General features: G+C 46.4%; 16 protein-coding genes. 5 read left to right on the top strand and 11 right to left on the bottom strand.

Annotated features, from left to right (window positions below; translation table 11 throughout):
• The first annotated feature begins 95 nt into the window (after positions 1–95).
• Entirely contained in the window at positions 96–1,496 is a 1,401-nt protein-coding gene (locus tag PPM_RS05175) for a sugar porter family MFS transporter (RefSeq protein ID WP_013369675.1), read from the top strand.
• A gap of 108 nt (positions 1,497–1,604) precedes the next feature.
• Here the strand turns inward: PPM_RS05175 and PPM_RS05170 are convergent, their stop codons facing one another.
• The 10 genes from PPM_RS05170 to PPM_RS05125 form a co-directional block, all read right to left on the bottom strand.
• Positions 1,605–2,516 (bottom strand): helix-turn-helix domain-containing protein, encoded by a 912-nt coding sequence (locus PPM_RS05170; RefSeq protein WP_013369674.1) that lies wholly within the window; start codon positions 2,514–2,516, stop codon positions 1,605–1,607.
• A gap of 146 nt (positions 2,517–2,662) precedes the next feature.
• Positions 2,663–3,307: a TetR/AcrR family transcriptional regulator gene (locus PPM_RS05165; protein ID WP_013369673.1), complete on the bottom strand. Its 645-nt coding sequence runs from the start codon at positions 3,305–3,307 to the stop codon at positions 2,663–2,665.
• Positions 3,300–4,499, bottom strand: a complete 1,200-nt coding sequence (locus PPM_RS05160; RefSeq protein WP_014599519.1) for an MFS transporter — start codon at positions 4,497–4,499, stop codon at positions 3,300–3,302. Before PPM_RS05160 ends, PPM_RS05165 begins: the two co-directional genes overlap by 8 nt.
• 355 nt (positions 4,500–4,854) lie before the next feature.
• Complete coding sequence (locus tag PPM_RS05155) at positions 4,855–6,693, bottom strand: ABC transporter ATP-binding protein (RefSeq protein WP_013369671.1); 1,839 nt, start codon at positions 6,691–6,693, stop codon at positions 4,855–4,857.
• Positions 6,674–8,356, bottom strand: a complete 1,683-nt coding sequence (locus tag PPM_RS05150) for an ABC transporter ATP-binding protein (RefSeq protein WP_013369670.1) — start codon at positions 8,354–8,356, stop codon at positions 6,674–6,676. Before PPM_RS05150 ends, PPM_RS05155 begins: the two co-directional genes overlap by 20 nt.
• A 285-nt stretch (positions 8,357–8,641) precedes the next feature.
• Positions 8,642–11,899, bottom strand: a complete 3,258-nt coding sequence (locus PPM_RS05145; RefSeq protein ID WP_013369669.1) for a GH32 C-terminal domain-containing protein — start codon at positions 11,897–11,899, stop codon at positions 8,642–8,644.
• Positions 11,900–11,940: 41 nt separating this feature from the next.
• Complete coding sequence (locus tag PPM_RS05140; RefSeq protein WP_013369668.1) at positions 11,941–13,398, bottom strand: glycoside hydrolase family 32 protein; 1,458 nt, start codon at positions 13,396–13,398, stop codon at positions 11,941–11,943.
• Positions 13,399–13,424: 26 nt separating this feature from the next.
• Complete coding sequence (locus tag PPM_RS05135) at positions 13,425–15,014, bottom strand: ABC transporter substrate-binding protein (protein ID WP_013369667.1); 1,590 nt, start codon at positions 15,012–15,014, stop codon at positions 13,425–13,427.
• 62 nt (positions 15,015–15,076) lie between these two features.
• The gene (locus PPM_RS05130) at positions 15,077–15,958 is read right to left on the bottom strand and encodes a carbohydrate ABC transporter permease (protein WP_013369666.1); all 882 of its coding nucleotides are present in this window, start codon (positions 15,956–15,958) and stop codon (positions 15,077–15,079) included.
• A 15-nt stretch (positions 15,959–15,973) separates the two neighbouring features.
• A complete protein-coding gene (locus PPM_RS05125) occupies positions 15,974–16,936 on the bottom strand; it encodes an ABC transporter permease (RefSeq protein WP_013369665.1) in 963 nt (320 codons plus the stop codon).
• A 512-nt stretch (positions 16,937–17,448) separates the two neighbouring features.
• Between PPM_RS05125 and PPM_RS05120 the strand changes: the two genes are divergently transcribed.
• Positions 17,449–18,489, top strand: coding sequence for a substrate-binding domain-containing protein (locus PPM_RS05120; RefSeq protein ID WP_013369664.1), 1,041 nt, complete (start codon positions 17,449–17,451; stop codon positions 18,487–18,489).
• A 344-nt stretch (positions 18,490–18,833) separates the two neighbouring features.
• Here the strand turns inward: PPM_RS05120 and PPM_RS05115 are convergent, their stop codons facing one another.
• Positions 18,834–21,365, bottom strand: coding sequence for a rhamnogalacturonan lyase (locus PPM_RS05115; RefSeq protein WP_013369663.1), 2,532 nt, complete (start codon positions 21,363–21,365; stop codon positions 18,834–18,836).
• Between the two features lie 366 nt (positions 21,366–21,731).
• Between PPM_RS05115 and PPM_RS05110 the strand changes: the two genes are divergently transcribed.
• The 3 genes from PPM_RS05110 (at position 21,732) to PPM_RS05100 (ending at position 24,554) form a co-directional block, all read left to right on the top strand.
• A complete protein-coding gene (locus PPM_RS05110; RefSeq protein ID WP_013369662.1) occupies positions 21,732–22,316 on the top strand; it encodes an RNA polymerase sigma factor in 585 nt (194 codons plus the stop codon).
• A complete protein-coding gene (locus PPM_RS05105) occupies positions 22,288–23,490 on the top strand; it encodes a DUF4179 domain-containing protein (RefSeq protein ID WP_013369661.1) in 1,203 nt (400 codons plus the stop codon). Before PPM_RS05110 ends, PPM_RS05105 begins: the two co-directional genes overlap by 29 nt.
• Before the next feature lie 62 nt (positions 23,491–23,552).
• Complete coding sequence (locus tag PPM_RS05100) at positions 23,553–24,554, top strand: DUF5643 domain-containing protein (protein ID WP_014599517.1); 1,002 nt, start codon at positions 23,553–23,555, stop codon at positions 24,552–24,554.
• Positions 24,555–24,610 lie beyond the last annotated feature (56 nt).

Raw genomic sequence — 24,610 nt, 5'->3', positions numbered from 1 at the left:
TTGAAGACGATCACCGACCTTTCTTTTACAGGTGCATGTTATACTTCTCCTCGAAGAACGGAATGAGGTTCTGGAATCTGAGGGGAGATGATCATATGGGAGTAATCATCCATAATGAAAGCGCTCAACAGAAAGCGCTTCAATCAGAAAAACCCAGTATGCTGTTTGTGACGCTGGTATCCATCGTAGCCGCGCTTGGAGGCATACTGTTCGGTTTTGATATCGCGGTTGTTTCGGGGGCAGTCGAATTCCTACAGCAGCGTTTTTCGCTGAGCGAATTTCAGGTTGGTTGGGCGGTGTCGAGTCTGATTGTAGGGAGTATCACAGGAGCGGCTCTCTCTGGCTACATGAGTGAAAGAATCGGCAGAAAAAAGGTATTGCTGGCTGCCGGATTTTTATTCGTCGTCGGCTCGATTTGCTCTGCGATTCAAGATTCGTTCACCGGGTATGTTATCTTTCGCATGATCGGCGGCGTCGGCATAGGAATCACTTCCACCATTTGTCCGGTGTATAACGCAGAGATCGCTCCCGCCAAATACCGAGGCCGTTTGGTTGCTTTAAATCAGCTGGCGATCGTAACGGGCATTTTCCTGGTTTATTTTCAGAATTCGTGGATCGTCAGCTTGGGGGATGAAGCCTGGGGTGTCTCAACCGCCTGGCGCTGGATGTTCGGAGTGGGGGCTGTTCCCGGACTAATCTTTATGCTCTTGATGCTCTTCATACCCGAAAGCCCAAGATGGCTTATCAAAAAGAATCGGCCTTATGAAGCGCTGCCAATTCTGCTGAAAATTCACGGTGAAGAAGCCGCTAAACAGGAAGTACTTGATATCAAGGAATCGTTCAAAAATGAGAACGACTCATTAAAACAATTGTTCGCTCCCGGTATTCGGGTCGCTCTCTTTATCGGTATTATGCTCGCCATTATGCAGCATATTACCGGCATCAATGCCATTTTGTATTATGCGCCGGTTATCTTTAAAGGAATGGGGCTCGGTACGGACGCTTCTTTGACCCAGACCATCTGGATCGGGTTGATCAATGTGTTGTTTACCATCGTATCCGTATGGCTGATCGACAAAGCGGGACGAAAAGTTCTGCTGATGATCGGTACCTCGTTGATGACCCTCTGCTTGGTCATTATTGGAGCCGCATTCAAAATGGGTTTAACTACCGGACCGCTCGTGCTGATCATGATATTGATCTACGTGGCCTCCTACGCTATATCGCTTGGGCCAATCGTATGGGTCATGATCTCGGAGATCTTTCCGAACCGCATTCGCGGCAAAGCTGTCGCCATTGCTTCGATGGCACTATGGGCCGGTGATTATCTGGTCTCCCAGGCATTCCCTCCCCTGCTAAGTTCAGCAGGTCCCTCCAATACCTTTTGGATATTCGGAGCCATCTCGTTGTTCGTCGTAGTCTTTATATGGCGCAAGGTTCCCGAAACCAAGGGGAGATCACTTGAACAAATGGAAAATATGTGGCTCGGAAAATAATCCAACTTTAGCTCTCAAGAAGCCCAGCACTTGTTATAATGCTTCAAAATATACGACCTCTGAAGCCATACCGACCTAAATCGGCAATGGTTCAGAGGTTTTTTATGATCAGCTCCCACCCTCCTCCGCATAGTTCCTCACATCGCGCTCCACAGCAGAGCGGTATTCAACAGGGGTTTGACCAGTGTGCTTTTTGAACAACATATGAAAATACTGTCTGCTGGCCACGCCAACATAATCGGCAATTTCTTGAATGGGAATGTCCGTTTGCTGAAGCAGCATACGGGCCTTGTCCATTCGCAACATCGTTAAATACGCGGTAAGCGTTAGCCCCGTATGTTTTTTGAAAATTCGATGCAAATACCCCGGATGCAGATTGACGGCTGCGGCCATGTCCTTGACTGCAATATCCCGGTCATAGTTCAGATGGAGAAATTCAATGCATCGCTTGATGTACACATCTGTTTGCTGCGTATTGCTGCGCTCTGCCTCTTCCCGCAGACGTGCAATTCGTACTAGCAATTGCATAAAAAGCATTTCTGCCATGGCACCCGGCTGTTCTTTTCTTTGATCCAGCTCCAGCACGAGACTTTTCAGCGCATAATATACCTCTTCCGGGTCCGATAGCACCAGATAAGGGAATGGACGCGACATAAAGGCCGTGACCTCCTGTTCCTCCGCTGCTATTTGTTGGATAGACGGTCCTACCCTCACCCCTTCCTTAAATCCAAACTCTACATTCAGCATCCGGCACGGTTGTTCACCTTCCACCACCAATCGATGTGGGATGCCTGCATCCAGCATAATAAACTCGCCTTTGCGCAGCGTAATGCTTTCTTCCGTATCTTCTCCAGTTTGTACATCTACCCTGCACAAACCAGAAATCATATACATAATTTCAGTGGAATAATGATCGTGGTAAGACATCGTATAGTCACGCCATTGCTTGTAATAGTAAGCAAAAAAACGGGGAATATAATCCCCGTCCCGCAGTCTTGGCTCAAACAGACTTCCGTTCATCCCCGCACCTCCGCGAAATAGATCAAGCTAATATGGCGACGTATATGTACCCGTTCTATTTTCACAGTTTAACAGACTGAGCCATGGTATTCTATTTCGCTTTATCGGACACTGAAATCCCTTGGAATACGGTGAGCGACTCCTACCTAATCACTTTCTGGACTTAAATACTGAACCAACATCCCTACAAATCGGTTTGCAATTTGTACATCCTGAAATTCACTATTCCAATCTTCCTTGGAAGTTAGGCTCATTTTCTGGAGTAAACCCATCATAGACGTAAAGATAAAATGCGCAGTCTTTAAGGGTTCAGCATCCGACTTTAATGATCCATCCTGGATTCCAGCTTCCAGAGCATCTATCAGGAAATGTTGTTCCTTTTCCCGGCTAACAAAATTTTTGTACTGTTCTTTGAGTTCTTGATTTGAATCATAAGCTTCGTAATGTAGATCGAATAATAGAATAAACTTGATGTAATCTGGATGTTGCCAAGCATAATCAATCCATGCATCAAGCATCGAAGTAAGCATCTGCTTACCATTCATTTCGGCTGAAGGTGCTCTTCTAACAAATTCGGTCATACTCTCAAGGATTTCCATTTGGACCTCAAAAATCAGTTCGTTCATGGACTGAAAGTGCTTATAAAATGTAACCCGACTTACACCGGCCACATGGCATACATCCTTAATATTAACTTTGAGAAAGCTCTGCTTCATAAAAAGTTCCTTCGCAGCCGCAATGAGTTCTTCCCGATTTTTGTTTTTCAAATTCTGGTGCCAGTTCTCAGTCATTAGCAACCATCCGTTTCTCATTTTTTGATTTTTGAAAGGTTAAGAAAAGGGCAGGTGCAAGGATTAGTGCACCAAAAATATAAGGAATTTGAATGTGTTTGTCAAACAATAAACCTGCTAAAATGGGTCCCAATATATTGCCTAGGCTGGTATACGTCGTATTCAGTCCGGCGGCATATCCTTGACGATCTCCAGCCGAGTTAGCGATCATTGTACTTACTGTTGGCCTTAAGAAAGCATTAAAGGCAAAAAACAGAGCCGATACCACCAGCAGATAACCTAAATTGATCTTAATGAGCATGAACAGTAAAGCAATGGCTGTCATAATCAAAGAGAGGCGTATGAGCTTCATCTCGCCAAGTCTCTTGATGAGATAATCAAGTAGCCATACTTGCACCACGATGCCTATTATGGCACCAACCGTAATGATCATTGAGATTTTAGTGGCATCAAAATCGTATTTTCGTTCCACAAAAAGAGCATACACCGTTTCGTAATTCATCAAACCTAATGTCATGATCAATATGAGGAGAAGATAACGAAAATAGGACGTCCGAAATGAATTTAGAATTTGCTTTCGAATGGGCTCCCGTCGGACCCATTGGTCAACGGATTTTCGTTGTTCCTTAGGCAGTGTCTCTGGCATATATAAGCTAAGCAGCGTTGCTACAAGTCCAAGTCCACCAGCAAAAAAATAGGGCACCCTTATACCAAACTCAGCGATCATACCGCCTAACCCCGGACCAAGCACCATCCCCAAATTCATGGAAGCACCCAAGTACCCCATTCCTTTAGCGCGGGTTTCAGGAGTGGTAATATCAGCGACATAGGCCATATTGGAAGGTACCATTAATCCAATACCCATCCCCCCAATAAATCGAGCAATATATAGAAGGGGCAATGTCGTAGATACCGCAAACATCAAATCCGAAATGACGGTTAAAAACAGACCAATAATAATCATCGATTTTCGCCCGTATCTATCCGAAAGCTGACCACCTAGAGGTGAAAAAATAAACTGTGCTGCTCCAAAAGCGGCAATAAGATACCCCGCAGCAGCTCCTGCCGCATTAAATTGTTTCAGATATTCAGGCAAAATGGGAATTACCATGCCTTGACCCAATAAAGCAATAAACAGATTCAGCATCAAAATGAAAAGTGGAAATTTAGCAGACTTAGGTAAGCTGCTCATATTTGTAACCCCCTTCAACTATTTACACTATGTAACCCTTTACTATGTGTAAACCATCTTAGTTGAAATAGGAGCCATTGTAAATAAAAATACAAACCTAATTGAGCCAAGCTAATACGGAAAGAGACCTTTTTATGCAGGACTTACACATGAGGCTCCCTTTTTGCGAACTCTTGTAATATACCTCTTATTTGTTCTACTAATATAGCAGATGCTTTTCTTGGGTGAACCCGTCATACATCTATGGGGTATGGGTATATTTAACGTTACGTAGCTGTAAAAAAGGCATACTTAGAAAAGGAGTTTCAGCGTAGTCCTTTCTAAATATGCCTGTAAATCTGTTGATCAAGCCAGCTTATGAGCTTTGTTTTCTCAACTGACCATAATATAAATCACTATAAAAGCCTTTGTGAGCCAGCAACTCCTCATGGGAGCCTTGCTCGTCCAGACGGCCGTCCTTTAAGACCAAAATCCGGTCAGCCTGACGAATGGTATTCAACCGATGCGCAATAACGAAACTTGTTCGGCCCTGCATGAGCCGTTCCAGCCCTTCCTGGATTTTCATCTCGGTAATGGTGTCGATACTGCTGGTCGCCTCGTCGAGTACCAGGATGGAAGGGTTGGCCAAAATCGCACGGGCAATCGCCAGCAGCTGCTTTTGACCTTGGCTGATACCGCTGCCGTTCGCTTCCAGCACCTTGTCGTACCCGTCCTTCATCCGCATGATAAAAGAGTGGGCGTTAGCCAGCTTCGATGCTTGTTCAACCTCCTCATCAGTGGCATCCAGCCTGCCGAAGCGGATATTTTCACGAATGGTCCCTTGAAACAGGAAGGTGTCCTGTAGCACAAACGCCATACGGGAGCGCAAGCTTTCACGCTCTATGGTCGTAATGTCACGCCCGTCCAGTGTAATCGTTCCCTTGTCTGGGCTATAGAACCTGGAAAGAAGCTGGATCAGTGTCGTTTTTCCTGCTCCGGTCGGGCCGACCAGCGCGATCATCTCACCAGGTTTAGCTTCAAAAGAGATCGTTTCTAGCGTAGCGCTTCCCTCATCATAACCAAAGGAAACATCCGTAAACCGCACAGCTCCCTCTACATGCTTCAGCTTTACTGCGCCACGTTCATCCTTGGACTCTTCATCTTCGTCCAATATTTCAAATACGCGCTCAGCTCCGGCAATGGCGGACAACAGTGTATTCCACTGGTTAGCCAAATCGTTCAGCGGTCTAGTAAACTGGCGAGCATATTCTACAAAGACGATAATCGTTCCTATCGTAATCGAGCCGCGAATGGCCAAAATGCCACCGATCCCTGCTACAATAGCAAAGCTGAGATTATTCAGTCCGTTCATCAGCTTAGGGATAAAGCCTGAAATCGTTTGTGCCCAGAAACCTGACAGCCGAATACGGTCATTACGCTCACGAAAATCACGAATAACCCTCTTCTCCTGTGAAAATGCCTTAATAATCTGCTGACCGGACAGCGTTTCTTCGATGTATCCGTTCAGTTCGCCCAAGTTCTTCTGTCGTTCCTTATATAAAGGCCCGGTGCGGCGTGTAATCCAGCGCATCCCGGCTGCCATTAACGGCACCACGATAAAGGTTAGCAGAGTCATCAACGGGCTTAACCACAGCATCACTGTGAGTGTACCGATGAGCGTCAATATGCTTGAAAAAATCGGAATGGCCGAGCTGTTCAGCGTAGAACTGACATTTTCGATATCATTGGTCAGACGACTCATAATTTCTCCCTGCTGACGTTTGCCGTAGAAAGGAATGGGGAGTCGATGCAAATGTGAAAACAGATCGAAACGCATGCGGTATACCGTCTCTTGGGCAATCTCAATCATCCAGATATTTTGCAGCCAGGAGGTCAGCGAGTTCAGTAAATATACAGCCCCTAAACCTATGAGAAAATAAATCCACGTGCGTCCACCCGGACCTTCGAGAAAATCATCCACCGCTACGCCAACCAAATATGGTCCCAGCAGCGACAGCCCGGAGCTGAGCAACACCATGAACAGTACCAGCATTAGCTTGGCCTTGCGACGGGCCAGATAAGCCCATATTCGCCCTACCGTGCCAGACCAGTTCTTCGCTTTGGCCTTGCTTCGTCCCTCAGCACCTGCCGGATTTCGCAACACACCGGATTCTGGTGTAGACTGACGGAACGGTTCAATGAGTTCCTTGAACATGCGACTCCTCCTTTCCGTATTGTGATTCATAGATACGCCGGTACAGATCCGAGCTATCCATGAGATGCTTATGACTTCCACTTGCGATCAGACGCCCCTCATCCAGCAGTAAAATCTGATCTGCTGATGCAGTTGAGCTGATCTTCTGCGTGATGAGAAATGTCGTGCAGGACAGGCCATCAAGTGCATTCAGCAATGCTGTTTCCGTCCCCGCATCCAGCGCACTTGTGCTATCGTCCAGAATCAGCACTGCCGGCTGGCGCACCAGTGCGCGGGCAATCGAAAGCCGCTGCTTCTGTCCGCCAGACAGATTAACGCCACGCTGTCCGAGCATGGTGTCATAGCCTTGTGGCAAGCGTTCAATCATATGATGGATTTGCGCCATGCGCGCGGCTTCCTGAATCTGCTCCAGACTCGCATGCTCCAGCCCCCACGCAATATTATCCCGAATCGAGCCGGTGAATAGCAGTACCTCTTGAGGGACATAGCCAATCGCCTCACGTAGTATGGCTCCATCCAGTTCACGAGCGTCCTTTCCGTCAAAGCGCACATGACCTTCATCTTCTTCATACAGACGTGTAATCAACTGTACAAGTGAGGATTTGCCCGAACCAGTAGCTCCCATAATAGCGATTCGCTCACCCGGTCGTGCCTTAAAGGATATATCCTTTAATACAGCCAAATCACTGCCCGGATAATGAAAGCTCACCCGATCCATTTCCACCTGTCCCTCCATTCGTGTGTTCTGTGTTGGAACAGCCTCCAGCCCTCGCCCCTCTACATTAGGTGTTTCCAGAACCTCTCGAATCCGTCCTGTGGATGCAGTAGCCCGGGAAAATACCACAACGATACCGGACAAGGCAGACAAAGCTCCAATCGTCCGCAAGGAATAATTGACGACTGCCACCACCTGTCCAACACTGGCATCTCCAGTGGAAATTTGACCGCGCCCAAACCAAAGTACTGCAATGATCCCTGCATTCATCGTAAACAAAATGAACGGCATCGTCGTTTCTGTCCACCGTAAAGCGGACACCGTCCCTTTCATCAATTCGCTTCCATAATGGGCAAAGCGTTCAATTTCATGCCGCATCCGTACAAAAACCCGGATAAGCCGAATGCCTGTCAGATTCTCCTGAATTACTCCATTAACATCATCCAAGCGCCGCTGGACACCCTTAAACAAAGTGACAGTCCTCCGCATCGTCACCAGCACAAATACGAACAGCACCGGGGCCATAACCGCCAGTAGCAGCCCAAGCCTAAAATGTACAACCAAGGCCATCACAATACTGCCGATGACCACCAGCGGAACCCGTGTCATAAATCGCAAGCTCATAAACACCGTATCTTGTACTTGCGTGACATCTCCCGTCAGGCGCGTAATCAGCGACGAAGTAGCAAACCGTTTGAATACCGGATAAGAAAAGGACTGCACCTTTTGATACAGCTTTTCCCGCACATCATAGCCAAAACCCTGACTTGCATGCGAAGCAAAAAAGGAGCTCGATATCCCTGCCATAAAAGCGATAATGGCACTGCCCACCAGTACACCGCCCCATAACCAGACGACAGGCAAATTCTGCTGCCGAATGCCCTCATCTATGATTTTGGAGATCAAATACGGCTGCGATAACTCTACCGTCAATTCCAGCAACATCATCACGAGCGCCGCGATGGCTGGAACCCGATATTTTTTAGAAAAGAGAACATCATCCCCACAAGCATTCCTCCAATTGCCTTAGCCGTCCTTCCAGATCAGCGTCTAATGGTTATATCAATCAAAACCTGCTGTAACACCATATATACGCACTTTATATAGCACTATATTTTATTATACCCTCCTGCAGGTCTTCGTTTAACCAGCAATTTGCAGGCTCCGGCTAAAAAAGACGCAAAAAAGAGAGCTCGTAAAATACAGCTCTCTTTCAAAAATACGAAATTCAAATCAGACTTTTTCGACCCTTACATTTTGGTAAAAAGCTTGCCCTCCAAATACATTAATGCCAAAATGCCCTGCGGCAAACGTACCATCTTCCAAGTCAATTACCTGTTCATCGTCTATCTCTATACGAAGGCGTAATCCTTTTGCTTGGATTTTGATATGATAGGTTACTCCCGGAAGTACAAATCTTGGAACCTTGGTCAGCACCTGTTGTTCCTCGAATCGCCCTTCTTTTTTATAAAAAAGGCGAATAGATTTCATGTTCGGATCCAAATTCAAATAATAGCCACTCGACCCGTCCGCGTTGGCACGGAAAATCATGGAACCAGCACTCCCATTCCCATCCAGCTTCATATCAGCCTCATACGTAAAATCTTTCGCCTGTTCAGAAGCCATATAATTCGCATCGCTGATATAGCTTCCGCGCATACCATCTGCCGTCACCATCCAGCGGGATGCAGAGACATCCGGCTTCCAACCTGAAAGGTTGGTATAAAACATCCCGCCGTGTACGGTAACAGAGGTACTTGCTCTTACCGTATCTCCCGGGATGGAGGCTGTAACAACAGCTTCTCCAGGGAAAAGTGCCTCCACGGTCGCAAAGCCCTCATTTGACACGATCACCTTGACGACTGCGGGATTGCTGGATTCCCAATTCAGCAAATGTCCTTTTCTCCCGGAATGGTCCTCCACACTCGCATACAGACGTTTGGACTGTCCTTCCGCAAGCTCCAGCTGAGTGTAATCCATCATCAGTCTGATGGGTGAAGCCTCTGTAACCCTCCAGCTATTGCGTAGCGCATACACTCGAAGAGAAACAACTTTTACTTCACCACCTTGGGTATAGAAGCTCATCCCTCTACGCGCCGAATCTGGAAAAATGAGATCAGAAAATACGACTTCCCCATGATTACCAAACACCTCAACTGAGGATTCGTCCACAAATATACGCATTTGAATCCGATTCCCGACGGGTGCCAGCGATGCTTCATGAAACGTTGAAAACAGGGGAGAGAAATCGGCAAACCCTGAATCAGCACGGTTTACAAACATCTGTTGTACATCTGTTTTATAGCCGACTGCCGTTCTTTGCTCACCGCCTTCCCGTACGTAAAATCCAAAAGTCGATGCCATCCCAACGGAAGGGAATTCGAACTCCGCTTCAATCTCATAGGCCCCCGCATTCAAGCCTTCCAGTATATTCGGAGAAGATTCCGTGATACTCTCATGGTCTAATGAAAATAAATGGGAACGCAGCGAAGTCAGTTCGGATATCGGATGCTGTATCAAGCGGATACCTTCACGGGTCGTTTTTAGCGATAACTCTCTAGCGATGCTGAACTGCCCCTTCCAGGACGAAGTCGGAAAGCTGAACGGGTAGTCCCAATTCGTCATCCATGCCAGCATGATACGCCGCCCGCCGGGTATATTGGTGAAGGACATCGAGGCATAGAATTCCTTGCCCCAATCGGTTTTCAGCACCTTCCCCGGCGGAAGATCATTTTGAAATTTTCCATCAGACGTCAGTTCACCGATAAAATATTCCGCATCCGAGCCTTGAGTGTTCGTGCTGGCTCCAGTGCTAATCATCAGCACCCATTTAGAGGTGTTGCCTTTGTCTACCGGAAGCGGGAATAAATCAGGACACTCCCATACCCCACCCCGTATATAATCACCGTAGCCAAAGTTATCCGTCCAGCTCCAATCTAATAAATTGGCGGAGGTAAAGAAACGGATATGGTCACCTCCCGACACGACCATAATCCAGCGCTGATGCGCTTCATCCCATACTACTTTCGGGTCACGAAAATCCCAGTTACCGGGATCATTTTCACTTTGGCCCGGATTCTCTATTACAATCGAACGGTCTTCTGAGTATTGCCATGTCCGTCCTCGGTCTGTGCTGTAAGCAAGGCCAATTCTCTGGTTTCCCTTGGGCTGATCGGGATTATAGGAGGTGTAATAAGCAACCAGCCCTTTCCCGCCATAGTCGCTGAACAAGCCGGAAGTATTGGTGAGATCAGCTACAGCCGAGCCGGACCAGATATGGCCCAAATCATTCCACTTTAATGCCAAGGGAAGCCTTTTCCAATCCAGCAAATCCAGACTGACCGCATGTGCCCACTGTCCACCATCCTGATGGAACAGGTGATATTCCCCCTCAAAATAAACCAATCCGTTCGGATCACTGGCTGAACCTCTGGCAGGAGAATAATGATACTGCGGACGATATTTTTCTGTATAGTAATTCGAGACAGGGGTAAGGTAGAGATCCTGAAAATATGCCGTTCCCCCAGTTGCCTTTATACCTATAAAACCACTGGAATAACTGTTATCCACGATGTCAATCGCCGCAGGCGTGTAGCCATCTACAAACACGCGAATCCGCTCTCCATGTGCGATGATTTCCAAACTGTGTTTACTGCCCGATGTATCCAGATACGGCATAGCCGAGCTTGCAACCAACGTTCCGTTCGCCTTTTTCAGATGTACCCGAACCTGATGATCCTCACCTTGCACAGAAGCAACATATCCCTCTGTTCCCTTCTGATTCCCTCTGAAAAATAGTCCTGCTTCCATTCCCGGTTGAGAAGAATTCAGCGTCACACTGCCTTCCATCACCAGGTCAGCAGCTGCGGTATCGTATATTTTGAGCGCACCTTCCATACTTGTTTCCTCGGCTCTCTGCCCTTTTAGGTCCGGTTGCCATTTCCCACGGATCAAAAGCATTTCACCTACATTCGTATCCATATCACTGACTTGAATGTTCTGAAATAATGCCGCCCCATTCCAGACATTCAGTCCCAAATATCCTGATGTATACGTCGTATCGACCACATCTATAATCGGGTGATATCCTTCATCCCAGTACACTTTAAGATGAGGACCTTCCACCTTCACCTTGAGATGATAAATATCTCCTTTTTGTAATTCTATTGGCCGTTCCTCTTTGAGCCTTTCGATATCTCCAGCAGCATCCCGTAGCCGCACCAACCCGGCGGACGGCACAATTTGAAGCATATAGGAAAACCATCCATCCCTACTGGAACGAAATACTAGGGCAGCATCCGCCTGTAGGTCTGTGACCATTACATCTGCTTCAAAAGTAAAATCCTCAGACATGGTTGCAGACATAGCCATCACATTTTCCTGTGGCTCCGATCTTAGTAAAAGTCCCTGAACGTTATCTTCAATATGTCCCTGTCCTTTAATCTGCCAGTCCGTCAGGTTCATTCGCGTGTTTGTGAGCTTTATCCTCATCGCCAATTTCCTACCTTCCAGTATGGATTATGAAGAAAATCTCATTTCAGCGCATAAAGCTCCAGCGAAAATAAAGTGTCCTGCTCTTCCGATGGGAATATTTCAAGCCCCTTAGCTTCTGCGTCAGGAAATATTAAATCGGTAATGGCTACCTGTCCGCGATCGAAAAACACTTCAATAGACGAGCGATCCACATAGAGGCGGATGTCCATTCGATCTGGTAAGATTCCTAGTGAGGTCCCATGTCTGACTGCAAAGTCTTCATGAAAATCCGAACAGCCTGACCGTGTCCGGTCGACGTATACTTCCTGCGCGGCGGAAGTATAACCGACGAGTGTCTCTTGTTCATCCGATACCCGCACCTTAAAGCCAAAGTCTCCGGTAGTTGCAAATTCAGCCACAAGTTCGTAGCAATCCAGTTGCAGGGCAGACAATGCGTTCCGCACTTCCTCCCAAGATGGCTCTGTGAGTGACAGGACAGGAGTTCTTAATCCCTCCAGTTCCCGAACAGGGCGCTGAATAAGTGCCACTGTGCCCTTTCTCGTTTCCAGTGCGAGTTCACGCGGAATGGACATGGCACCTCTCCAGCGTTCCGTCGGGGTCTGATTGGCATATCTCCAGTTGCTCATCCAGCCCATAAACAGGCGTCGTCCGTCCTCTGCCGGGATATCCGACCAGCACACACCTGCGTAGTTATCTCTGCCATAATCGAGCCAGCGGACTTTTTCACTTTCCACATCTGCCACAAATGTCGTCCCATCAAATTCACCCGTAAAATACTGTGTTCTGGACCCTTCCCGAATCTCCGGATGATCACCGATACTTACGAGCATAACCCACTTTACCTGTGACCTCTCCCCATCAACCCATAACGGAAATAAATCCGGACATTCCCACACACCGTCATGGCTACCGATGCCGTGTCCAAATTCACTGGCAAACACCCATTCCTTCAGATTCGGAGAATGATAGATTCGAACCGTCTGACCGCAGGCCAGCACCATCACCCACTGCTCTGTAGGCTCATGCCAGAACACTTTGGGGTCACGAAAATCAATGCAATGCTCATCCTCCAGTACCGGGTTGCCCGCATATTTAATCCAGCTTTCACCTGAATCTGTACTATAGGCGAGGCTCTGGTATTGGCGTATCTGATCCGTGTTTGGAAGCGAATAATGATGAGTGAAAATAGCTACCAAACCCGGCTTGCCTTCAAAAAAACCGGACGTATCCCGCTCATCCACCACGGCGCTCCCGGAAAAAATCGTTCCTAGCCCATCCGGCTCCAAAGCAATCGGCCGCTCCTCCCAGTTCACCAAATCAGTACTGACCGCATGCCCCCAATGCATAGGACCCCACGTTGTGCCGAATGGATGATGCTGATAAAACAAATGATAACGTCCTTCAAAATAAACCATTCCGTTCGGATCATTCATCCATCCGTTTTTCGGTGAAAAGTGATAGGATGGGCGGTATTTCTCTTGCCTAACAACGTTCATATATTCCATCTCCCTCGAAAAAAGAATCATTTACTTGCGTTTCTGTCATAGCCCGCCTGTTTGATTTGCAACCATTCCTGTAATCCCAGACTGTTCAGTTCCTGCAAATATTCCGGCCACTCCTCTTCGACCTTGCCATTCTGGTACCATTCCGTACGTTTGCGGAGAACGTAGGCGAATAGATCGGTTTCAATGGTCGATAAGCGGTCCAGCTCATCTATAGAGAAAAACACCTTAGGGTAATTATGATCTGCTTGCATATGGGGAACCATCACCTTTTTGAGCAAACCCAATCGCCATGTCGCATCTTCTGGCTGGGTTGTGTATTTTCCGTAGTATTCATCCAATACAGCTAACGGTCCGCCAATGTTCGTCTTTTGTCTGATTTCCACCGGAGCCGAGCCTTCCAGCGGCAGATGCTTCAACATTCCCTTTGCCTCATCATACTCAAAGATATTTTTCTGCTTCGTATCCCCATAAGTTCCCCAGTTGTTCTGTATGGACTGGATCGGATCATACAGCTGGTCAATCCACTTGGCGGTCGCTTCCAGCTTCTTATTAGCACTGGTGATCACCATGCGCCCGCGATCGAAGCCGATGCCATTCGTCCGTGTAACATTCACACGTCCATCCGGTCCAGCCAGCGGCGGCATGAGATCGTATTTTTTATTCGGGCCTGTAATATTAGCCTTATCCCATGTAAAGTACAGACCATAGCGGTGATCCTTCCCTTTGGCCAGATAAGTGTTCCAATCCTGCTGGGAAGACTCTATGTCCACCAGCCCTTCCTTGTATAAATCATGAATATATTTGATGGCTTCCTTATATCCGTTATCCGCTGCCGTAAAAACGACTTTCCCATCGTTCGTCACTACTGTATGATCCCAGTTCTCTCCAAGCCCAAACGCCCCGTATAAAAAGGCCAAATCCTCGCCGCCGGGTTTGTCTATAAACGATAACGGAATCTCGTCCGCCTGCCCGTTGCCGTTGGGGTCCTTTGTTTTAAAGGCAATCAAGACCTGCTTCAGCTCTTCGGTCGTTGTCGGCATGGACAAGCCCAGCTTGTTCAGCCACTCCACATTAATCCATGGCAAATCATCTACGGACTGGATCGCTTCTTTTCCTGTTCCCAATTCTTCAATCCACGGAAAGGAATAAATATGTCCATCCGGCGCAGTCAACATCGCTTTATATTCCGGGGATTGCTCCAATACCTTTTTAAAATTCGGCATATGTTGTTCAATCAAATCCTCCACCGGAATAATGACACCGTCTTTGGCCAGCTTGAGCAAATCGTAATCCGAGTAGCCCGCGTCGAACACTGCATCCGGTAAATCACCGCTGGCAATAGCCAGATTCCTTTTTTCCACAAACTGATCACTGGTAAAATTCTTCCAACGGATATGAATGCCTGTTTTTTCTTCCAGCCGTTTGTTGATCAGCTTGTCGTTCGGGTCTGCCGGAGCGAGTGGAGAGCTTTGGGTTAAAAAGTTGAGCGTCACTTTTCCATTCACATCTGTTGCATCGCTCTCATTAGAGGAATTGCTGCTGCCGCAGCCGGAAAGAACTAAGATCGCCGCCAGTGCGGCAAATGAGGCAGTTTTGACTGTTTTCATCTGGATGACCTCCATCGGATAAAGGTAAAATGCACGTGTAGCAATGAAGTGCGCGGCATCTTTTATTTTAAGGAGCCGACCATAACGCCCTTTTCAAAATACTTTTGGAAAAAGGGATACATCACAAGTAGCGGAAGACTGGAGATGACAATTGATGAATATTTGATCATTTCCGAAAGACGTTTCAGTTCTGCCATTGCCAATTGATCACTAATCATGCCAGGCATCGTCTGATTTTGGATCAGGATGGATCTCAGCACCAATTGAAGTGGATGCAGCTGTGCATTATCCAGATAAATCATGGCATCAAAATAAGAATTCCACTGACCGACAAAGGCATATAGCGCAATGACAAAAATAATGGGTTTGGACAGCGGGAGCACGATTCTGAAAAATATGGTCCAGTCCGAGGCTCCGTCCACGTTGGCAGCTTCTTTTAATTCATTGGGTACACCTTTAAAGAACGTTCGGGCCAAAATCAGATCCCACACATTGATTGCACCGGGAAGAAGAATGGCCCATACGGTATCCAGCATCCCTAAATTTTTGACCAGCAGGTAAGTTGGAATCAGCCCTCCACTGAAAAACATGGTGATGATAAACAATGTCATAAAGAAATTCCGCCCTACCAAGCTGTTCACCGATAAGGCATAGCCAGCACAAATCGAAACCGTCACAGAGATCAAGGCGAAGCATGAAGAATAGAACACCGAATTGGCAAATCCACGGAGCATCGCCGGGTTGGACAAAATTTTCCGATAACCCTCCACACTCCAATCCGAAATACGGAAGGATAGCCCTTTGCTTAACAAAACGGTCGGGTCCATAAACGATGCTATGACGATATAACCTAAGGGAACTACGATAATCAATACAGCTAGAGTGAGCACAATATAATTCACACCTAGGATGAAGCGGTCCAGATTAGAATGTTTGACATGCATAAAGAGGCTCCTTTCCTAATAAAGCCCTTCTCCCTCATTGAGCTTCTTGACGATAAAGTTAACAGTCAGCAGCAAAACCACATTAATCACCGAATTGAACAGCCCGACCGCTGCAGAATAGGCGTAATTGCCGGATTGCAAGCCGACTTTATACACATAGGTAGGAATGATTTCAGAAGTAGGCAAGTTCATGGATGTCTGCATGAGATACGCCTTCTCAAACCCGATCGACATGATTCCTCCTGCTGCCAAGATAAAAACAATCGCCATAATGGGTTTAATCGTCGGCAAATCAATATGCCATATGCGCTGAAGCAGGTTGGCTCCGTCCAGACTTGCTGCATTATGCAGCTCGGGATCAACATTAGCTAGCGCAGCTACATAAATGATTGAAGACCACCCCGCCCCCTGCCAAATTCCAGACAGGATATAAATCCAGCGAAAATATTCAGGCTCTGTCATAAAGATCACAGGATTGCCGGTCACCGACGCAATGATTTGATTCAGGGGCCCTGTCGGAGACAAGAAAATAAACAGCATACCCACAATGACAACGACCGAAATAAAATTAGGAGCGTACAAAACAAGCTGGATATTCTTTTTCAATCCCGCCTTGCGGATTTGATTCAGCATGACCGCCAACAGGATCGGTACAGGAAATCCGAGTACAAGTCCATAGAAGCTCAGTTTCAGCGTATTAAAGAAAATATCTGTAAAATTAGGCGAGTCTAAAAATTTAGTGAAGTATTTCAGTCCAACCCAGTCACTTCCCCAAATCCCCTTGAGCGGGCTAAAATCCTTGAAAGCAATAATCGCCCCGTACATCGGAACATACTTGAAAAGAATCGTAAGAATCAGCGCAGGCGCCAGCAGTACGTAAAGAAAATAGTTCTTGCGAATATAGTCTAATTTACTGCGAATGGTCCTTTGCTCCCCCAGTGCGACATTTCTCTGAGCTGCCTTAGCCAAGTTGGCCATTTGCCTTCCCCCCATCTGTAATAGCCGTCTGTATAACACATTTGAAAAGGCTTACAATTTTCATCTTCAATTTACCAAATCGAATTATCATTCGTCAACAACTTTTGTAAAATAATTTATTTACATTTGACCAAAATAATATTGTCAATTTGAACCTTTGTAACAAAAAACAAAATAATCACACCCTATAATCCAAATATGAAATTTCCCCATTCACAATGACCGCTTCACTTATACGGCACTAATCTCCCCTCTCTGTTTCAATGAGCATTTTTTTATCCAGCTTATATAAATTTGAATTTCAGTTCATTTGTTGATCCGGTGAAGATAAATATAGGCTATTAAGCAAACTTCACAAATGTAAAAATAATTTATTCATTTGCAATGTTAACATTGCTATTTTATGCGAACTATTATACATTTAGGATACATTTTAGGTCTGAACGGAGAGCTGTCAGAGGCAACTGTACCTCTCAGGCAATCCATTTATTAAGTGAAGGTGGAACCTGTCTATGAAGAAAGAAAAAGTCACCATTCAAGACATTGCTGATGCTTTGGGAATCTCCCGAAACACCGCATCCAAAGCGATTAACGGTAGTGACAGCATCCCGGTTGATACTCGGAACAAGGTCATTAAAAAAGCGATCGAGCTCAAATATAAGCAATTTGCCTATGTGGAAACAGACAGCATCATCCCTAGGAACCAAGGTAACATTGCCCTGTTTACATGCAATCTGCCGAACAGCTCGCATTTTGGCTCCTTTCTGATCAGTGGGCTGGAAAAAAGAATAAGTGCAGAAGGGTATAATTTGTCGATTCATATTGTGCGGGAAAACGAAACCCAAGCGGGAACACTTCCTAATAATTTTGAAGCCTCCAAGGTTGACGGAATCATTTGTATTGAAATGTTCGATCCACAGTATAGTGAGCTCGTTACGAGTTTGGGATTGCCCACAATCTTTATTGATTGCTCGGTGGACATTTTTTGTCCTGATTTGAAAGCGGATTTATTGTTGATGGAAAATGAACATAGCGTTTATTTTGTTACCAAAAGCCTGATTGATCGTGGATTTGCGCGGATCGGTTTTGCTGGGGATTATAAACATTGCAAAAGCTTCAACGAGCGGTGGGTTGGATATAACCGTGCTTTAATCGAAGCAGGCCTAAGTGTGGATTTATCTTGCTGCATCGTTGATCAGGACCGAAATTTTTTCTCCGAATCAGATTGGATGGATAAACAATTGGAGGGTATGAGCGCGCTTCCGTCCGCGTTCGTATGCGCCAATGATTTTATCGCCGTCAGTGTCATGAAAGCGCTCAAAAATAAAAACTTGAAAATCCCTGAAGATATTGCTGTGTTTGGGTTTGATAACGCTCCTGAATCCCGGATTGTGGAGCCTCATTTATCCACTGTGCATATCTACAACAACGAAATGGGGATTACGGCGGCTGAGATGCTATTGGCACGGGTCAAAGATCCTTCCAGACCTTATCAGATTACGCATATCAGAACAGAGCCGATATTTAGAGAATCGACTCCGACATTGCAGTAGCTGGTGAGTGTAAAAAAAGGTGTTCTTGCAACGCTCCGCGAACGGAACGTTGCTCCAATCGCTGTTGTATCTGGATTTTATTGAATAGCTTAGTGGTAAAAATCTGGATACAAAGGCGACCCTGACGCTTTTTCGCAATCGTTCGTCCTCTCCGCTGCTTTCAGCAGATTGCTATTTTGAAGATGTTCTAAAAACCATCCATACAGACCTTAGATAAACCGTCTATACTCTTCAACTTTAATAATACAAAATGGCAAGCCTCTAAATCATCAGAGACTTGCCATTTTTCAAAGTCTATTAAACTGATGGATGCGGAGATAGAGTCTTAGTTTTCAGCTAGTCGTTTATAGACCCTCTGCTGGAACTACAGGAACTACTGGAGCTACTGACTCTCCCTCTATTTCCTTCGCTCCTATTTCTGTTTCATCAACTTTCGTTTCATCGATGCTCGTTTCTTCAACTTTCATTTCATCGACTTCTTTTTCATCTACCTCCGTTGCCTCTATCTCATCCGCTTCGTCACTGCTCTCTTCATTCATCAAGGCTCTTGGTGTGTAGAGCTTGGGAATGGGCACGTTCGCCCAATCCATATCGGATGCAAAGTAAAAGCTTGTGTAGGACGGCTGGTTATAGCCGGTATTTTGACGCGCCACATCCGCACGATACTGCGGGTCATGCATCAACGTGTACAATTTATGCGTTGTGGGCTCGGTACTCAAATAGATACGAATCGCTGAGCTATCCGCTGTACGGACAAGCATTTCCTCACGCCAATCTCCGAAAATGTCAGCGACCAACGATGGCGTTCCTTTGGTATAATTGTTCGTTTTGGTGCCTGATGCGGTTAGTAATGTGCCTCGTTTCCAATCTTCAATGGTTGGGGTTACGTCGATCGCCCCGTTCACGATTTGTGTGGTCATATCAGCCGCCCATTTGATACTCATATTGGTACCCGGCATCTTCGTATCCAATTGTTTGCCCGCAGCGGTCCACAAGCCTATGGCCCAAGTCTCCAGTCCTCGCTGATCCGGGTCTATGTCACCGACCATCCCACGGCCTGTATCCTTGCCGGAATATCCACCGTAGAGGACTTTGCCCGTTTTGGCATCCCGCAGCGAATCACCATAAGGAGCATAGGTGCCGCCTTCATGCACCATAAAGATTTCTTTTCCTGGCCGATCAGGGTCAATATCGGTCACATGCAGCGCGTCGCCGTGTCCCAATCTGGCGGTTTGGCCCGGAATTGCGCTTTCAGGAGGCATAACATCAAATGAGCTGTACAGTAGGCTACCATCATGGTCAATCGTGGCGGAGCCATATACAATTTCGTCTTTGCCATCTCCATCCACGTCTGCCGCACTCAGCGAATGTGCTCCTTGTGTAGTCAAAGTGCCGAATTTCGGGTCCGTTCCATCCCGTCCGTGTGGGCTATCATTAAACGGATTGGTCATTGGCGCCCAACCACTGTCCACCATCCAATGTTTTTGGAGATGACGACCATCCCACGTGTAAGTGACCAAGGTGGAACGCGTATAATAGCCACGTGCAAATACGGCATATGGTTTACGTCCGTCCAGATATGCTACCCCTGCCAGAAACCGATCCACGCGGTTAGCAGGTTCAATCCGGGCCATAGCATAGTCTCCCCACATAAGACCGTCGTCATGGCGCTCTGGCTCATAGCGAATCGTCTCCAGCTCAGTCCCCGTTTTTCCTTTGAAAATGGTCAAATACTCCGGCCCATCCACAATGAAGCCTTCAAATTCTCTCAGCTTGTTTTTGTCGCTCCGCACAGGAGCATACACATCCATAAAGTAATCCGTCAGGCTTTCCGCATCCTTTCGGGATAACGGGTAGCTGTACTTTGGAGCAATACCAAAACACTCCTCCAGCGTAGCAGGCCACTGCCCCTTGACCACTTCTTCATACTTCGTCCAATTCATAAACATGTTCACCACATGCTCATAATAATCCGTGCGGCTCAAACGATAATCATCCTTATGTGTAATTCCAGCTTTGCGATCCTCACGGGGCAGGGTAATATATTTTTCTTTCTTGGGTTTGCCCTTTTTATCAAAAGTAATCGTTTTGGTCCCTGGAGCCGTCTTGAACATCAGCTCGGCTTTGCCATCGCCGTCAAAATCATACACCATCATCTGTGTATAGTGCGCACCTGAGCGAATATTCACACCGAGGTCAATTCGATACAGTAGCTTGCCCTCGAACGTATACGCATCGACATACGTATTTCCGGTATAACCCTTCTGAGATACATCTTTGGAGTTGGATGGGTCCCATTTTACAAAAAATTCATATTGGCCGTCTCCGTCCACATCCCCCACACTCATATCGTTGGCCGAATACGTATAGGATTCACCTGCGGGTGTTACGCCATCAGCAGGCTTTTGCAGAGGAAGCTCATAATAACCCTGCTGCCATGGCTTCACTTTGGCACTGCGATCCTTCTCTTTCCCTTTAACGACTGAAGCGACCCTGTACACCGCATTTCCGGTTCCTTCCTTATCCAGATAATTGGTGCTGTCCGTCACCGTTGCGATTTTCTTGCCATCACGGTATACGTTAAAGTCCGCTCCTGTCAGCCCTGTTGAACCGTAGCCGTTCACTTCTTGGGCCAATAACCGCCAGCTTAAAAATACACCCTCTTGCGTCGCCGCAGCCACCAGTCCGCGATCCAGCTTTTCCAACTGAATGCTGCCGCTACGATTCTGTTCTACTGCGATTGATGATTCTGCCTGCAGCGTGGGTTCGGACAAGTCTTCTGCAGCCACTCCCCCAGTCGTACCCGTCATCGCCAGCATTGCTGCCAACGCGGCGGTCAAGGTTCCCTTTCGCCATGCGCCTTTCCTTTGAGCCATCCAATTCGTCCTCCTCAATTGTATTGTGATGACAAGCAAACACCCAAAATGATTGCGCTTACATAATTTAAATTCCTTATTATTATAGTTTTGCCGTTCCTCCAAACGCGTTTAAATATCCGTGCATTTCTCTACACAAATCCGTGTTGTTGTTCGTTTCAATAAAATGTCCCCATTAACCACTACTAACAGTCCATTTCGTGAACCGACTATGTTAGTTGAAGTGAATATATCCGAATATCATAAGATGATAAAATGGACGAGCTGTGATCAAAACATACATACCTATCAAGGTTTCACAAAAATGATGTCACAAAACGCCCCGTTGCGATTGTTATATAGACATAAATACAAGGAGGTGAGCTCTTGCAGGCAACCATCCCCGGGGATCAACAGGATAAACACAGCCAGATTGAGCTGGCCGTAGAGCGCGTCAAGGCTGGTGAACAGCAGGCTTACGAAATCATTATTCGACAATTCGAGCGGCAGATGTACACCTACTGCTTCTATATTTTGAAGAATCATGAAGCCACAGAGGACGCTGTTCAGGACATTTTCATCAGAGCCTATGAGAATCTTCATCAATACAGCAGACAAACCAGCTTCTCGGCATGGCTATACAAAATGGCCTACCATCACTTAATGAACATCAAAAAGAAGCACAGCCGCTGGCTCAGACTGGTTCAACAAGTTAAGGAACAAGATCCAATCGTCCAAGTATCACCTTATAAAAGCGTAATTGAAGAACTCCTGACTTATCTTACACCGGAAGAGCGTCATATTCTGCTGCTGAAGGCTGTTGAGCAATACAGCTTTGAGGAGATTAGCAACATCATGGGTTTGAAGTCGGCAACCATCCGCAAAAAATATGAGCGGCTTCGGCGCAAGCTGCTGGACCACAGAAGCAAAGGAGGACTTGTTAATGGACAAACGCCCAACACCACCTTATGAGCGCGAAATGGACCAGTTGGAGGATTGGATCAATGAATCAGTCATGCCCAGAGGCAGTATGAGTGATCAAATTATGAAGGAGATTGAAAAAAGAGCCATGCAAAGAAAGACGACGAAATCGAAATTTGCAAAACGGGCTGTTCTGGCGGCATCCGTAATTGGCATATTAGGGGCAGGAGTGGTAGGCGCCGGGTTTGTATCACCCACAATGGCGGCCACACTCAAGCAAATTCCCGGAATCGGCGGTATTTTTTATGGTTTGAGTGCAGATGAAATTCAGACTGCTGTAGATAAGGGCATTCTCAGTCACCCTAATGAAACTGTAACTCATGACGGGATTACACTGACCTTGAGTGATGTGCTGTACGACGGTACACGCCTGTCCTTCTCTATTGAACGTCAAGGCGAGAATATGCCGGAAGGCTCTGTGAGTCCCTATCTGCCTACAGATGTCAAAACTGAAAGTAGCGATAAGGAATGGTTAAAGAAGCATAAAGTGCCTGAGAAGGATCAGCTTAAGGGATACTTTAAATACTTCCCCGAAGTCTTGATTAATGGAAAAAATATAGACTCTCACCTAAAATTGTATGGTGATGATCCGAAAAAAATGAATTCAGTCATAGGGGAGTTCACGAAGTTGGACTCCCTGCCGGACGAGTTTGAGTTGACAATCAGAACTTCGATGACGGGTGTTGATGAACCCTATGAATTCAAGGTTCCGGTGAAAATAGACAACACCATGATTACTGTCAAGCCGAATGAAACAAAAAACAGCGGCAGCTTCAGCTATACCGTGAAGGAGCTGAAATCCACCTCAGCAACGACTCGTCTGGTGTTGGACAGTAAAGGTGAAGTACCTGCTTCCCCGGAGCAAACGGGAGAGTATGCGCCAACAATGATGTATTACGACATTGTAGATGATCAGGGCGACATGCTTAAGCAGCGCCAATTCGGTTATTTTCACAGCAAGCCTAAGACAGAATACCATGTGGATGAGCTGTATGATGCTCTTAAGCCGAATACGAAATACGTAACGATTAAGCCCTTCACCTTGACCGTCAAGCCGGCTGATTGGAGCATTGTTGGTGAAGGCAAGGAAGCTGATGGAAAGCTTAAAAGAGGTGATAAAACGTACATCAAGGAACTCGAAATGAAGATTCCTCTGAATAACTAATTACAAATGATTCATACAGAATTTCACATAACACCAATTTCTACGAAAGGAACATGTGTCTAATGCAACAGACAAACTTAAAATCTGCATTTCTAAAACGAGTAATACTTACAACATCGGCTTTCGCAATATTGGGAACGGGAGCAGCAATACCAATATATATGTCACCCATTGCAGCAGCCGCTAGTAACACGAAACCCGCACAAGCCGCTTCTTCCAATCTGAGCCTGACGCAAGACGGGGTTACACTGAAGCTTGGCGATGTGTTGTATGATGGCACACGCTTGTCCTTTTCCATCGAACGTGAAGGCAAAAATTTACCTGAGGGAGTCATGAGCCTGTACCTCCCAGAAGATGCCAAGGCCAGTAAAAACCTCAAGAAATATATGGTTCCTGAGAAAGATCAAAAGAAGGGCTATATCAAGAGGCCTGAAATTCTGATCGATGGAAAGGAATTTAAAAGCTTGGGCATGTTCGGAGATAAAGTATCTCAAAAGAACGCCGTAGAAGCTGAATACAATCAGTTGGATGCACTTCCAGACGAGTTTGAAATGACTATCCAGGTAGGAGTTACCAGAATCAGCAAGCCTTTTGAGTTTAAAGTCCCTGTTAAAAAGGACGGTAATATGGTGAGTATCAAGCCAAATAAAACCCAAAAGAGTGGGGATTTCAGTTATACAGTCAAACAGCTCGATCTTACCTCCCGTACAACCCGGCTGGTGCTAGACAGCGAAGGTCAAGTGCCTGCATCTACCAAGCAGACAGGAAAGTACGCTCCATCCATGATGTATTATGACATCGTAGATGATCAGGGGAAAACGCTTCAGCAACGGAGAGTCGGCTTCTATCATAGCAAGCCTAGAACGAAGTATCATATTGATGAGCTGTACAGTGCTATAGGCAGCAAACCCCAATATGTGACGATCAAACCATATACATTTACAGTCGATCCCTCTAATTGGAGTGTTGTCGGTCAAGGCAAGGGAGCCGACGGGAAATATAAAAACGGAGATAAAACATACATTAAGGAACTCGAAATGACCATTCCCGTGCCAGCCCAATAACGTCGATGCAAGAAGCGAGCAAGCCTAAAAGAGAATCCAGGCTTGCTCGTTTTGTT

Origin of the sequence: Paenibacillus polymyxa M1 (assembly GCF_000237325.1) — a bacterium.
In the GTDB taxonomy this organism is placed as follows: domain Bacteria; phylum Bacillota; class Bacilli; order Paenibacillales; family Paenibacillaceae; genus Paenibacillus; species Paenibacillus polymyxa_C.
This window is presented reverse-complemented; position numbering and strand designations above follow the sequence as displayed.